Origin of the sequence: Verrucosispora sp. WMMD573 (assembly GCF_027497175.1) — a bacterium.
GTDB lineage: Bacteria > Actinomycetota > Actinomycetes > Mycobacteriales > Micromonosporaceae > Micromonospora.
In genome coordinates this window covers 2,477,863-2,491,922 of the sequence record NZ_CP114901.1, presented here as the reverse complement: position 1 = coordinate 2,491,922, position 14,060 = coordinate 2,477,863, and the positions used below count along the sequence as shown (strand labels likewise).

The window sequence follows — 14,060 nt, the reverse complement described above, 5'->3', positions numbered from 1 at the left end:
GCTGCGGTCGGTGGAGCCGAGGGGACTCGAACCCCTGACCCCCACACTGCCAGTATGGTCACAATTCTGTCACGCCATACCGCCGGATGCCGACAGGTGCTTTGATCAGGGAAAATTCTCTACGTCAAATCACACCCCCTGTCGCCACATGTCGCGCAATGATGACTATTTAATCTTGGGCTGTGACCACCAATGTGACCACGATCGGTGTGGGAGGCTTCGTGCCATCCCGTCCGCCCACCCTCCAAAAAGGTAGTCTGGTGGGTGGCCTTCCGGCGGGGTCGCTATAGATGGCAGTGGGTCGATGGGTTGAATGTCAGTTCTGGTCGTGACCGTCGGGCGGCTGTGGCGTTAGCCCGGTCATGGGTGATCGAAAGCCGTACCCCAGTGACGTCAGCGACGAGCAGTGGGAGCTGATCAGACCGTTTCTGCAGGCATGGAAAGCCAAGCGGGTCGCGGTCTCGGTATCGGGTCGTGAGAATGACTATGACCTGCGGGAGATCGTGAACGCGATCTTCTACCAGAACCGGACCGGGTGTCAGGGCTCGGCCGTAAGCGCGCGCGCTGCCTGGACGCTCAACTCCCCAACCAACTGCTCGGCCTGGTCGGCACCGGTGGCACGGGCCTGGATCCGGGTAGCGACCCCATCCCGCGCCAGCAACGCCGTGCAGATATATGTCGGCCGCTCCGGACCGTCCTCATCGACCACCTCGCAGAACATGAGCTGGCCGTCCAGCCCGGCCAACTTGGGCAAGTGCCGCTCGCCGAGGACACGGTGCGGTCCCTCGCGTTCCCGGTACGTGCCACAGCCCAGCTTGCCGCGGACTTGGGCGACAGCCTCGGCCGCCGGGATCACGCCCCAGGCGCCGGAGAACTGTTCGATCTCGAGATCCGGGCCGGTCCACTGACGACGCTGCCCGAACGCGCTCAGGTAGACCCCGCCGCCCGGGCGGTTCCCGCAGACAGGCGACAGGACGTCGTCGGCGTACGGCGACTCCAGCGGCACGCTCCGAACATCGACAACATCAAGATCTGGCCCGATCAGCGCCTCGCCGATCTGCTCCTCGACCCCTGGGGCGAAGTCATGAGGTGACTGCACCCCGGTAAGCGCAGAGCTCGTGCTGAGCGGGGCCGCCGACGACCGCTGCCCGCCGGCCGAGGAACTGCTGCTGCTGTTTAGCCCGCAGGCTGCGGTGAGGAGAATCCCCACCGCAGCCGCCAGGGCCGGCAGTGACCGCCGCAGGCTCGTCACCAGCGCTGCCTGTACGGTTCGGTCACCACCGCGCTCTTGGGCGATCCTGCTTTCCACACCACGTCCTTCACCATAGAGCCTGAGGAGTTGAAGCCCTTCGCCCAGCCCAGCTCAGCAAAGCGGCCGTTCTCGTTGTCAGAGATACCCGTCGCGAGGTCGTTCTCGTTCCTGTTGAAGTTCCACCGGTCCTCGGCGTGGATGGTAATCCGCATGGCGACGGTGTCGCCGGTGACGGTGACGTCGGCGCTGGCCCAGATGTTGAACGAGCCGATAGTCTTCTGCCAGCGTTCGGTGTCCGGATTCGACCTGATGTTCCGGTTCTTGCCGGTGATCTCGAACGAGCTGCTGCCCGATCTGCCTGCTAATTGCTCGGAGGCCCGTTGCGCTGCCGCGATCTCCGCGTCGATGACGTTGCGCAGGAAGGGATCCTGGTCGTAAGCGGGAGCGAAGTCGAAGACGTAGGGCTCGCCGGTTCCCGAGGCGAAGCGGTCGTACATGTAGGGGGCTTCGCCCCAATCAGCGCACTTACCGACCCCTGCCCGGACGGAAGCGATGCACCCATACCGGCGCGCCTGCCACTTGGCCCAGCTGGCGATGTCGGCCGGTGTGGCCTTGGCCTTCGGGTCGTACACGAAGCTATCGTTCCAGGGGCCGTGGTGCACTGGCTTGTGCGGCGCTCCGATACAGAAGCGGCCGGAACAGGAACCTGGCGGATACTTCTTTATCTTGGTCTTCTTCCCACCGGGCTCATGAACGATCTCTCCATCGGGGGTGGGCGTGGTGTACATGCTGCAATCGTCGTTGCCGCATACCTTCAACCCGCTAGGGTCGCTGGCATTGACCGGGCTGTTGTTGCTGTAGTTGTAGCCGTTCATCTGCTGCGGGTCGGACAGGTCCATCACCGGGTCGACGCTGATAAAGCGACCGATGGCCGGGTCGTATTCTCGGGCACCCAAATGAGTCAGGCCGGTGTTGTCCTTGGTACCCCCGAGGAAGCCCTTGTCGTTGGGCCACGCAGGGCTGAATCCACGCGGAGTGCCGAACGGGGTTTCCCGGCGAATCGTCGCCTGCTGGGTCGTGGTGTCGACCGCCACCCCGGCCGTGCCATGGTGGTCCCCGGTCAGCCAGCTCAGGCCGACGACCGTCCGGGACGCGATCGTTGCGCCGTTGTAGGAGTAGTAACGGGTGCAGGTGGTGGTGCTCGTGCCGGAGTCGTAGCGGATCTCTTGCCCCGGCAGATACAAGGTCTTGCCTGAAGGGTCTCGGCGGATCAGCCGGTTGCCGTTGGCGTCGTAGACAAAGCTGGTCTGGCCGGTGGAGTCGGTTGCCGTTTCGAGGTGGCCCTCGAAGTCCCAGGTCAGCGTCTGCGTTCCGGTTGAGGCGGCGGACCGTGTCAGCGTGTTGCCGGTCTCGTCGTAGGTATAGCTGCCGGTCTGTCCGCCAGTGGTGGAAGTCAGGCTGTGCGCCTTAGGCGCGCCGTCAGCCGGGTAGTTGTAGTTGGTCGTGGTGTTTCCGGTGGCGGTGTGCACGGTTTCCGTACGCCGGTTGCCGACGCTGTCGTAGGTCCACGACCGCCAGTACGGGGCGGGGCCACCCAGCGCTGTAGCCGAACGAGTCGCGGCGCAGTCACTTGACGATGGCGTCCACGCGTGGGTGAGCCGGCGCAGGTAGTCGTAGGCGAAGCACTGGGTGTCGTCGACCGGGTCAGGGGCGACGTCCACGACCTTGGTGACGTTGCCAGTGTTGTCGTATCGGTAATGGATGTCGGAGAGGATGTGCGGCGCAACCGAATCGCGGTCGGTTCGGATGCCGGTGAGGCGTCCCGTCTCCAACTCCCGGGTGTACTTCTGGTAGACTCGGCCGCCCGTGCCCGTATAGAGCTCCACCTGGTCGATTTCGGCTAGCGCGCTGTAGTCGGTGTCTGCGACGTACGAGGATTCGACTCCGCCGTACAACGTGCGTAGGCCGCTCTGCAGGCCGAAGCTGTTGTAATCGAACAGCAGTGTCTCCGCTGGCAGGTTACTATTCGTCGACGGCATGCTCTGCGATGCCACCGAGTTGTCCACGTTGTAGGTGGCGCCGAAGTGATATATGCCAGCGAGCCCGGTCTCGGATTCGGGGACCACGATCTCGCTGCCGGTCGGCTGGTACGTTTCCGTATAGCCAGTGATCTTCACCTGATAGGCGGCGCCACCGACGTAGCGGGTCGACTGGCTTAGCTGCCCCTTTGCCAGGGTGTCGTAGATCCACATTGCTCGTGTGGTGCCGCCGATCCGATCCTCGAAGACCGCGCGCTTGCGGTTGAGCGAGTCGTACCCGTACGCCAGCTTTTTGCCGCGGGCGTCCGTCAGGGTGGTGACCCGGCCACCGTTGTCGTAGGTGGAGACAGCCGTACCCTTGTCAGGATCGTCGACCGAAGTCTGTCGGCCCCGGATGTCGAAGGTGTACGTCCACGTGTTACCGCGGGAGTCGGTGACCGCCGTCTTCTGACCCTTGCGGTTGAAGGTGTACGTCATGGCGTCCCAACTGCCGGCGGTGCCGGGTGTCGGCGTGGCCCCATGGTAGTACCGCAGCTCCACAAGCTGTCCCCGGGCGTCGGTCAAACTGGAGGTGGCGGTGCCACCAGCCGCCGGGGTGACATCGGTGCGGTCACCGGCGTGATAGGTCGAGGTCCGCCAGCGCTCGGCGTCGTAGGGCTGGAATACCTCGGCCCTCGTCCGTCCGGCCCCGTCGTACACCGTCCGGGTCTGGTTTGGCACCAGGGCTCGCTCGGTGGTGGTCACCAACGTGATGCCGGCCGTCCCCGTCGTGTGATAGGAGCCGAAGCTCTTCGACTTGCGCCCCGCCGTGTCGTAGAACGTCTCGGTGATCAGCCGTCCGCCGGAGATCGACGGTGCCTGGGTCTGCCGTTCCCGCAGCATCCCGTCGTACAGGACGAACGAGGTCGAGTAGCCGCCGGACGGGGTGAGCTTGGAGGCGGCGACGGCCGATGCTCCGTCGGTGCGGACGGTGTAGCTGAAGGTCATGTTCGCGGTTTGAGTCGCCTTGTCCCGGTCCGGAAGCCACACTCCGGTCAACCGGCCGAGCCCGTCGTGGCTCATGTCGGTGCGCTTGCCGTTCGGGTCCACGACCGATGTCTCCATTCCGTAACCGGGCGAGAGGGTCGTGGTGGTGACGTGCAGCGCCGGGTTGGTGATCGTCTTGCCGGTTACCGGCCCTCCTGCCGCAGGCATGTACGCAGTCTTGGTCTCATAGTTGTTCGCGTCCCAAGTTGAGGTGATCCGGCCGTGGTTGTCGTAGGCGGATCGGGTGGTCGTGGTAAAGGTGGGCGCGCCGGCGTTCCAGGCGGCCAGCTCCTCCGTCCGCGTGGTCAGGCCACGGGTCGGTGCCTCCTGGAAGGCGTGGCCGTCGTACCAGGTGCGGACCTCGCCGATGACGTCGTCCTCGCCTAGGGACGCGGGGGTGGCGGCGTCGGCACACTTGACAGCGTACGTCTGGACCCGGTGCACCCTGTCCATCAGCCAGGCCTCAGTGTTGCGCGGACTGTAGTCGCTCTTACTACACCGCTCGTCGCCCGCGACGCCGTCCTCGCCCAGATCGTCCACGGCCACCGCCATGCCGTAGATGTCGTAGGTGGTGACGGCCTTGGTGACCCGCTCGCCACGCCCGGCGTCGAGTGTCACGTGCTTGGTGGTTGTACCGATCCGGTTGAACCTCGCAGTGACCGTGTCCCCGTTGATGGTCCGGGTGGCGGTCGGTGCCGAAGACCAGGGGGTGTTGCGCTCACGAGAGACGACCGAGCCACCCGGGCCGTCGAACACGATGCTCTCGCGCGTCACGCCGGAGTACCAGTCCTCGTCAGGAATCCCGTCAATGGTGACGACCTTGGTCCCGCCCGACGGAGTTGCGCGGTCACCATTCATACCGCGGAAGTAACGGGTTTCGCTGTACGTCTGCTCACCAGCGTCGCCCACCGTGACGCCAACCCGGCCATATCCCCGGTACTCCGACCACGTCTTACGCTTCTTGTCGATCAGCCCGTCGTCGTCGGTGTAGTGCCAAGCGGCTCCGTCCAGGTAGGTGTACTTGTAGGCGACCCGGGGACTGCCCTGCGGCGGGGCGCCACCGGTGTTGTCGTTCTCGTAGATCGTGTCGACTACATACTTGTGGAACCAGTCTGTAACAGGGCTGCTATAGCCCTCAGGTTCCCAGATGACCGGATAGCAGCGTCTCGTGTTCGTCTGGGGTGTGGGCATGGTCTGCCCCGCCTTGCAGTCCTGGTCCGAGTAGTTGACGCTGATCGTCCCGCCAGCCTCGTTGCGGATCTTCGTGATCCGCATCCAATTCATCGCCGCGGCGAAGTCGATGGTGTCCACCCGGTTCGGCAACTGCACGGGCGTGAATTCGATGTCCGGAAGGCTGGCAGTGCCACCTACGAGGCCGACGTGCGAAATCTTGGAGAGCCAGAGGCCGGCCCGGGTGCCGTCCCCAGGGTCGGGGAACGTGTGGGTCAGCGTCCAGCGCTCGACGTCGCTGTAACCGTTGCCGCTGCGCACCTGGGTCGTCACCTTGGAGAGCCGCTTGGTGGTCCAGAACGTCGGGGCGTACTTGTCCGTGCAGGACGAGCCGGTGCACTCGGAGTCCCAGGGGGTGTCCGGCCAGCGCGCCTCGTCGTGCGTGGTACAACCAGTCAGACAACGATCGGCCTCGGTGAGCTCGACGCGCAGCGGCGCCGGAATGCTCAGCACCGAGTCCACGCCGTTTGTCTGGCGGGTGCCGTAGTCGATTCGGTCAAGCCAGCCGCCCCGGACGTAGCTGACGGCGTCTTCGGCGTCGAGATTGCGCGCGTACTTGTTGGTCTCCTTGCCATACCAATAGGAGACGGAGTTGCCGTTCAGATCCACAACGTAGTCGAGGTTCCACCGCCATGCCTGTACGCAGTCGGAGTCAGCGAAGTCGGTGGCGTGACAGGGCTCGTTCGGCTCGTTACCGAAGACGGGCACAGTCCAGGTCGAGTTGGTCAGCGGGTTACCGGCGACCCAGCCAGGAAGTCGGTTGAGACCGAACCAGTACTGCGTGCCGGCAGTGGTGGTGAGCACCCAGTACTCACCGTTGTTGTCGCCGTTGCTCGCGCCGGTCCTCCGCTCAATCCGCGAGCCGTCGTCGTTGCGCAGGTGCCAACGCCCCTCGGTGGCGTTGTAGATCAGCTCCCCAGCGTGCCCAGCCAGGGATACGGTGGCGTTGTCCGTCTCCCAGCAAAGGTCGGTGGCCTTCTCGGTATTGTTCGCCGAGCCGCCCATGTCGTCAGAACAGTTCCGGTAGCTACGTTCTATGTAGCCGCCCGGCCAGCCCTCGAAGCCCTCGCCGATCCAAGAGGGCTGGTTGTTGGAGGCCGCGTGCCGACCGTCGACCGACTGGGATGAGTAGCTCAGCTCGACCTGCGGTTCGGGACCGCCGATGCCAGGCGGCACCCGCATCGGATACGACCAGGTGAAGGCGCCCGCGCTGCCGCCGGCGCTCCAGGTGGCGGAGGGCTGCAGGGAGGTAGCCTTGTAGTCGCCGGCAGGGCCGGAGTCGCCCGCCGCGAGCGCTACCAAGGTGCCGGCCGTGCCGACCGGAACACTCGCCGTCACCGAACGGGAACGCAGGTCGTGGCGGGACTTCACGGCGGTGCCCGAGCACTGCTTCTTCTCGGGCGTGCTCAGGGCGCAGTCGGGCAGCGTCACGAGCCGGAGTCGGCTGGCCCAGTCGGCGCCGTACGCGGTTGCGAACGACCCGTAGTCGACGGTGAGGTTGGCTCGGCCGCTCTCCGCGACCCCGTCCGCGCGCTTCACATTCAACAGCAGGCCTCGGACTCCAGCGCGCTCGGTGGCCGGGCGGTCGAGCACCTCGACGCGTACCCGGCCGGGGGCCGCCCCGCCGCGGGCGGCCGCGGTCGGCCTGGCGAGCCGCACCGGCAGGGTGCCTACCCGGGCTGCTGCGGCGTCGGGCCGGGCGGCGGTCAGGTCGACCACCGCGGAGCCGGCCGACGGCCAGACAGGAGCCGGCTTGGCTGACGCCGGTGGCGGCACCTCCGCCGTGGGCGCCGCTGCAGGCTTGACCGCCTTCACGGGTACGGGCGGCGTGGGCTTGGCGGAGGTCGGCTGGTAACCGGCCGGAATAGCCTCCGCAGGGACGGCTTGGAGCAGGCCAGCCATCAGGGTGACGGCGACGGCCGTCGCGAGCAACGCAGGACGGCGCGCCGGTACGCTGAGCGGGCGCAACATCACTGTAAGTACCGTTTTGGACGAATGTGAGGTCACCGGTCGCCTCCAGAGGCTCTGAGGATCAGCAGGTGTGGGCTGTGGAGGGGCCGCCTCATCCAGAGACGGCCCCTCGTGGTCACCGTGGCGGGGTCAGGGGGTGGGCGGGTTGAACCGCAGCCCCAAGCCGGGCCGGAGGACGGGTTGGCGGTAGGTGTACTGGATCGCGGCGGTCCCGTCGGCGTTCTCGATGCCGATGGTGGCGCCGCCGCCGCGTTCGAGGAAGGTGCCGTCGTTGTCGGTGTAGGCGAAGCTGTAGCCGCCGGCTTCGTCGAGGATCGCCTGGAAGGTGACGCGGGTGCGGGGGTCCTCGTAGGAGTGGACGTTGCGCCATTCGATGACGAACTGCCGGGCGGGTGCGCTGCCCCGCACGGCGGTGCGGACGCTGGCGTTGGCGTCGACGACCCAGTCGTGCCAGAACGGGTACAGCGCGGCGTTGGGTTCCTCGGGGCTGGCCGGCGATGGGATGGGCCAGGCGTCGGGTGACGGTTCGCCGGGGTTGAGGAAGCTGACCAGTCCGTTGGTGTCCACCCAGCCGGTGTTGTAGGTCTGCCCGTACAGGCTGACCGGGAAGGGCAGCGCGATCGAGGTGTAGGCGTCGTCGCCGGTCAGTGGCAGCACGGTGCCGTTGGCGGGGGTGTAGGTGACGGGTTGCTCGGTCAGCCGGTAGCCGCCCCCGGCGACAGTGTTGCCCAGGGTGTAGTCGGCGGTGGCCTGGGTGTTGGTGCCGACCACGACCTGCCGCACGTCCGAGCCCCGGCACGCCCCGGAGGGCACGGTGGCGATGACCGCCCAGCTGCCGGCGGGCACGGCGGTGATCTGGTAGGTGCCGTTGGCGGCGGTGGTCGTCGTCCGGTCCGCCACCGTGATCGTCGCCCCGGCCACCGGGGAGCCCTGACAGGTGACGGTGCCGGCGACGCTTCCCTGCCCGGGCGGGTTCGGGGTGAACGTGACGCCCTGCCCGGTGGCGAGCCACGGCTCGCGGAACAGGTACTGGAAACCGACGGAGCCGTCGCCGTTCTCGATCCCGACGGTGCCCTCACCGCCACGCTCGATCGACTTGTTTGGGTCGATGTCGGCGTAGGCCAGGGTGATCTCGCCGTTCTCCTTGAACACCGCCTCGAAGGTCGCGCGGGTGCTGGTGTCGCCGTAGATGTGCACGTTGCGCCACTCCACGACCCACTGCCGGTTCGGCGCGGTGCCGCTGACCTTGGTGGCGATCCGGGCCTGCGAGTCGACCACCCAGTCGTCCCACAGCACGTACACCGCCGCGTTCGGGGAGCCCTCCGCCGCCGGCGACGGGATCGACCCCGGCCAGGAACCGATCCACCCGAAGTACGCCGGATCCTTGAAACTGATCAGGCCGTTGGCGCTGATCCACGCCGAGGTGTACGTCTCCCCGTAGAGCTTCACCGGGAACGGCGGGTTCTTCTGCCACACCGTCTCGTCGCCCTGCCACGCTTCCACCGTGTCACCGGGCACGAACGTCCGCGCCCCGGCGGTGCACTTGTAGCCGAACTCGTCACCGTCGACCATCACCGACAGGTCCACTCCCGACACGCCGCCGGGGTGATTGATGATCTCGCGGGCGTACTGGCCGGCGCACCGGCTGTCGCCGGTCGACGCGGCGACCTTGTACTCCCCGACCGGCACCGCGGTGAACTGATAGCTGCCGTCGGCCGCGGTGGTGGTGCTGCGGTTGCCCGGATTCAACGTCACCGTCGCTCCGGCTACCGGGTTACCGGTCACCACCGTGGTCAACACGCCCTCGACCGATCCGGCCGGTGCGGGGGTGTAGGTGATCGAGCTGTTCGCCGTCAACGCCGCCTCGTGGTAGGAGTACAGCGCCGCGACCGTCCCCGAGGCGTTCTCCAGACCCACCGTCGCCGCCGCACCCTGCTGGGTCGGGGTGGACATCGCCCCGTAGTGGAACGCGATCCGCCCGTCCTCGTGGAAGATCACCTCGAAGGTGACCCGCTGCGCGTTCGTCGGCCGGAACCCGACGTTGCGCCACTCCACCACGAACGACCGGTTCGGCGCCGAACCCACCGTCTGCGTCCGCACACTCGCCGACGCGTCCACCTCGAAGTCGTCCCAGAACGGCGCCACCACCGCATTCGGCGCCGCCACCGTCGGCATCGTCGGGTTGACCCAGGTGTCCGGCTCACCCGAGGACGGACCGAAACTCACCAGACCGTTCGTGTGCACCCGACCGGAGGTGTACGACTCGCCGTGGAAACGCACCGGGAACGGCAACGCCACCATGGTCGCCGCGTCGTCACCGGTCAGCCCCAGCACCGTCGACGCCGACACGAAAGCGGACGGCCCGGTGCTGCAGGCGTATCCCAGACCCCCGTAGTCCGGCCCGAGTCGCAGGTCACGGACCACATCGGCGAACAACTCCACCTGGCTACGTACCAGCGCGCCACACCGTCCCGCCATCTGCGCGCTGACGGTGTAGCTGTCGGCGACCAGGCCGGTGAAGCTGTACGCGCCACCCGCGCCGGTCGTGGTGCTTACCCCGCTCGGGTCGAGGGTGACCGTCGCACCGACCACTGCGGCGCCGGCGGCGTTGGTGAGCGTGCCGGACAGGCTGTGCAGCTCCAACTCCCCTTCCGACTCGGGGCGGGTGAAGGTGATTGCCTGGCTGCTGGCCAGTACCGGCTCGGCGGTGGAGTACCGCAACCGGTCCTGGCCGTCTTCCGCTTCGATGCCGACGATGGCGTGGGCACCGCGCTCTGCGGCGTTGTCGAGCTGGTCGTAGTTGGTCGTCACGGTGCCGTCAGGGGCCAGGACCGTCGCGAAGGACACCCGCTGCCCGGTGTTGCCCTTGCGGTGCACGTTGCGCCACTCCACCACGAACCGCTGGCCGGCTCCCGAGCCGGTGGTCGCGGTGCGCACGCTCGCTGAAGCGTCGACGACAAGATCGTCCCAGAACGGAGCCACCGCGGCTGCCGGTGCCACCGGAGCAGGCTGCTGACCGGTGTACGGGTGTGAGCCACCCGGATCGGTGAAGGTCAGCAAGCCGTTGGTGTCCACCCAGGCACTGCGGTACGCGCCACCGTAGAAGGGGAACGCGAAGGGCAACGACACCGCAGCGACCGCATCGTCACCGGTCAAAGCGAGCACCGTACTGGCCCCGATGAAGGGCATGGTCTGCTCAGAGCAGGTGTGACCGAGGTCGTCGCTAACGAAGGCGAGGAAGATGTCAGTCGTCAGCCCTCGACCATCAATCTCGACCGGCTCGTTGAACGCCAACCCGCATCGCCCGCCGTACGTGACGGTGATCGTGTACGAGCCGGTGGGAAAGTTAGCCAGGGCGTAGGTGCCGTCGGCCTGCGATATCGCCTGGTAGCCACCAGGTTGCAGCCTTACGATGGCTCCCGCTTGCGGGAAGAAGTTCGGATCCCACACGGTGCCCGACAGGCTCGCCGCAGCAGACACCGTAATCACACCCTCGCCCATACCGCCGGCCCGGTTGCCGTCGTCAACCGCCACGGCGTAAACCGGCAGCTCGCCCAATGAACTGCCCAGGTTGATCGTGACGGTAGCGGTGCCGCCCGCCGTGGTGGCGTTCACCGTGCTTCCGAGCTCGGTGTCGTCGATGCTGTACCGGAACTTGGTGACGTTGGTGTCTCCACCGGCGTCGAACCTGACCGTCAGCTGGCCCCCGGCCGTGACGTCGGCCCCGTCGGGGAAGGTGATCTTCGGCTGCAGCGGCACGGCGAGTTTCGCCAGGTTGGCCGCGGTCTCGGTGAAGTTGTAGAACCGCACGTCGTCCACGACGCCGGTGAAAAAGCTGTCGTAGCCGCCGTTCCACTTACGCCGGCCGACGAAGAAGTCGCTGGTGGCGTTGAACCCGCCGGACAGCGTCGCGGTTTCGGTCTGCGCCACTCCATTGACATACAGGGTCAGCTTCTTGGACGCCCCGTCGAAGGTGGCGGCCAGATGTGTCCACTTACCCGCTGTGGGTGCGGCGTTGGAGTGCACGCTGACCATCGGGGCGTTGTCGATGTCAGCCGTGGCCATGGTGAACCGCCACCGTTGGCCACTGACGACGTAACCCAGGTGGTAGGCCGGCATGCGGGAACCGTTCGCACTCACCACCGCCTGCGCACCGGAGCCCGACAGTGAACTGATCTTGACCCAGGCGGCGACGGTGAAATCCGCGTCGGTGCGGACCGGCGTCGAGACTCCGGTGTCGGGGTTCGGCGTGTTGATCGCGCCGGCCCTGGTGGCCACGGCCGTGCCCGGCAGCGACAGCGCAGTTCCTACTCCGGACCGGCCGGCGACCCGCGTCGCCGACGCGCCGACGGTGAGGCTGTTGCCGTGCCCGGAGACGTCGGCGGCGGTGGTGCCGGTCTCCTCGAACGTCCACTCGGCGGCCGGACCGGACCCGGCCCGCACGCTGAAGGTGTACGTCACGGGGGTGGAAAAGCGTCCAGCGTGGTCCTTCGACCAGACGTACAGCACGTTCACACCGTCGTGCAACGGAGCCAGGTTGACCGACGCGCCGTAGTCCGTCGTCCGCGCCGCGACGGTTTTCGCCGCGGTCAGCACACCGGAGTCGAGGCTGTAGGCGTACTCCTTCACCTCGTAGGGGCGGGTGGTGGGCGCGGTGATGTTGAATGTGCCCGAGACACCTACGCCGCCCCGCGGCGTGCCGTCGTTTAGGTAGTAGGTGGAGCCGACGTTGGCCGGTGGCGGTGGTGGAGTGGCGTCCACGGTGAACTCGCACGTACCGGACCAGGCGCTGTGGTGAGAGCCGTCCCAGGTCCGGGCCTGCCACACATAACTGGTGCCATCGGTCAGCCGGCTCGAGGGGATGGCTTTCGACACGGTCGACGGGTTACCGGCCGCCTGTGCGACCTTGTTCGACTCGCTCCGCGCGCCACCGACCGGCCACCAGTAGAAGTCGGTGGTCAACGACTGCTGCGCGGAGTCCGGGTCAGAGTGCTTTGCGGCAAGTACCGGCGTCGTTGTCAGCACATACGGACGGCCGGACCCGGTAGCGCAGTTCTTGCCGTCGGACTTGCGGTCCGACGGAGCGTTCGGGCTCGTGTTGTAGGTGATCGCCAGCTTCGGTGATGAGTGGTTGAACCGCTTCCATTGGTTCTTGGTGCCCTCGTCAACCGCCCGCAGACCAACCGTCATGTTCGACCACTTGCTCGACGCCGCCTTGGCCACCATCGACTTCACGTTGAACTCGATGGTGCCGGTACCCAGGCAACCGTGCGCCGCGCCGTACTTGCGGTTGCCGACGGTCTGGGCCGTGTAGCTGCTGTTCCAGGTCGGCTGGTTGTTCCACGTCGTGCTCGACGAGATCGAACCCGTCAACCACAACTTCGCGTTGCTCTTCGGACTACACGTCCACGCGTGCCGCTGCTCGATACGGAACTGCGCGGCGAGGATGTGTTTGCCGGCCACCTTCGACGTGTTCATTCGGAACAGCGACCGGATGATGTGGTCCGCGCAACCGGAGCAGTCCTCCGTACGCCCGGCACCCGCCGAGCCGTACGTCGAGCCGTTGTTCAGCGCCGACGAGTTCTTCCAGAAAGAACTCGACTTGTACTTGCTCCACACCGACGTCCACGAGTTGCTGACGATCCCACCCGTCCACGACGGATCGATGTAGATCGGCAGCTTTGTCCGAGGGTCGGCCAGCATCTTCTTGTCCGGCAGCAACGTAATCGCGTCACCGTCAAGCCGTACCGGCATGACCGCCCGCCGCGCCGTCTCCGCCAACGCCGGTTCGCCCGGCGTCGCCGTGGCGGAGCGCTCCTGGCTCGACTGCGGCTCCTGCTCGATTGAACTGGGCTTGCGCTGACGATCATCGTTGCCGGGTGCCCGCTTCTCGTCCGGGGCGACCGCACCACCGGTGTCGCGGCCCGCAGCATCCGAGGAGTCCCACATCAGCGGTGCTGGAGCCGCGAACACGGCGGCACCTTTGGCATCCCGGGCTACCAGGCCGCCGGAGCTGTTCGGGCTCACCGTGACGCCCTTGGTCGCCAACCCGAACCGCAGCGTCGACAGCTTGGGATTCGCTGCCGCCTGACGCGACTTCACCACCAGAACCTCGGAGAAACCCAACGGCTGCGCGGTGACCCGCAGATCCACATCCGGCAGGACGTCCCGGTAGACCGCCGTAGCACCCTCCAACACGGGCTTCGGCAGTCGGCCCGGCCAGCTCATCGCCAGTTCCCGCGAGCCGTCCTTCAGCCGAGCCAGGGGAGCGTCACCACCGGCGGAGAAGACCATCGGCAGCACCGTCGCCCGCGGTTCCACCCCCTGGCCGGACACCTTGAGCGTGGCGTCCACCGGCGCCCAGGAATTTCCCTTACGCACCCGCGTCGGCTCGATGGTCTGCTCCAACGTGCGGGAGTCGTCGGCGTTGAGGAAGGTCTGCGACCACTCCGTCCGCTCGGCGAGGATCTCCACCCGCCGGCCGCACACCCCCACCATCCGCCGCGCCGAAGCCGCATCCGGCTGCTCATCCACGCATATCG

Annotated in this window: 3 protein-coding genes, 1 tRNA gene and 1 pseudogene; 1 reads left to right on the top strand and 4 read right to left on the bottom strand. The window is 66.8% G+C overall.

The features are described from left to right. Positions 1–11 precede the first annotated feature (11 nt). Positions 12–80: transfer RNA gene (locus tag O7601_RS11510), tRNA-OTHER, on the bottom strand. A gap of 282 nt (positions 81–362) precedes the next feature. On the opposite strand from O7601_RS11510, the pseudogene O7601_RS11505 reads away from it, so the two are divergent. Next, positions 363–542, top strand: a pseudogene (locus O7601_RS11505) (transposase); the annotation flags it as partial. Here the strand turns inward: O7601_RS11505 and O7601_RS11500 are convergent. The 3 genes from O7601_RS11500 to O7601_RS11490 all read right to left on the bottom strand — a co-directional run bounded on the left by O7601_RS11500 (position 539) and on the right by O7601_RS11490 (position 14,052). Next, the gene (locus O7601_RS11500; protein ID WP_281567106.1) at positions 539–1,252 is read right to left on the bottom strand and encodes a hypothetical protein; all 714 of its coding nucleotides are present in this window, start codon (positions 1,250–1,252) and stop codon (positions 539–541) included. The pseudogene O7601_RS11505 and the gene O7601_RS11500 overlap by 4 nt on opposite strands. Next, entirely contained in the window at positions 1,249–7,518 is a 6,270-nt protein-coding gene (locus O7601_RS11495; protein WP_281566881.1) for an RHS repeat-associated core domain-containing protein, read from the bottom strand. The genes O7601_RS11500 and O7601_RS11495 overlap by 4 nt, the downstream gene beginning before the upstream one ends. 129 nt (positions 7,519–7,647) lie before the next feature. Next, positions 7,648–14,052 carry a carboxypeptidase regulatory-like domain-containing protein gene (locus O7601_RS11490; RefSeq protein ID WP_281566151.1) on the bottom strand — a complete coding sequence of 2,135 codons (6,405 nt, stop codon included), beginning with the start codon at positions 14,050–14,052 and terminating at the stop codon, positions 7,648–7,650. Positions 14,053–14,060: the final 8 nt, after the last annotated feature.

Excerpts from the sequence above, each read along its gene's own strand:
- O7601_RS11495 (WP_281566881.1), bottom strand. The coding sequence starts at position 7,518 with ATGTTGCGCCCGCTCAGCGTACCGGCGCGCCGTCCTGCGTTGCTCGCG.